This window comes from Streptomyces sp. BE303 (assembly GCF_036290945.1).
Taxonomy (GTDB): domain Bacteria; phylum Actinomycetota; class Actinomycetes; order Streptomycetales; family Streptomycetaceae; genus Kitasatospora.
Window position 1 is genome coordinate 1 of the sequence record NZ_JAQYWZ010000669.1, and the last position, 430, is coordinate 430.

Below are 430 nucleotides of genomic sequence, written 5' to 3' on the forward strand. Positions count from 1 at the left end.
GTTCTTCCGGCTGGCGGTCGTGGGTCAGTGGGGTTGTGGGTGAGGTAGGCGATCCCCGGTGCCGTTCGGGGAGTCCTTGTTTGTCTTCTCTTTCCCCCCATAACCCACCCCACCCACCCCCCCCCCCCCCCCCCCCCCCCCCCCCCCACCCACCCCAAACCCCCCCCCCACGGCACACCCAAACCCCCCCACGCCGCCCCCGACCCACAGCGGACGACCTTCGTCAAGGGCAAGACTGGATATCACTGACTAAAAAACCGATCTCGCAGTATCAGGACACACGGGTTGCTCCGGGCGGGGCCGACACCCCGGAGGACCTCTGGGACCTGCTGGCCTCCGGGACCGACGCCATGGGCGGGTTCCCCACGGACCGCGGCTGGGACCTGGAAGCCCTCTACCACCCGGACCCGGAGCACCCCGGCACCACGTA

The 430-nt window shown here is 69.5% G+C and carries 1 pseudogene; it reads left to right on the forward strand.

Annotated elements, in window-relative coordinates:
- Positions 1-290: 290 nt before the first annotated feature.
- Positions 291-430, forward strand: a pseudogene (locus tag PUR56_RS43460) (beta-ketoacyl synthase N-terminal-like domain-containing protein); the annotation flags it as partial.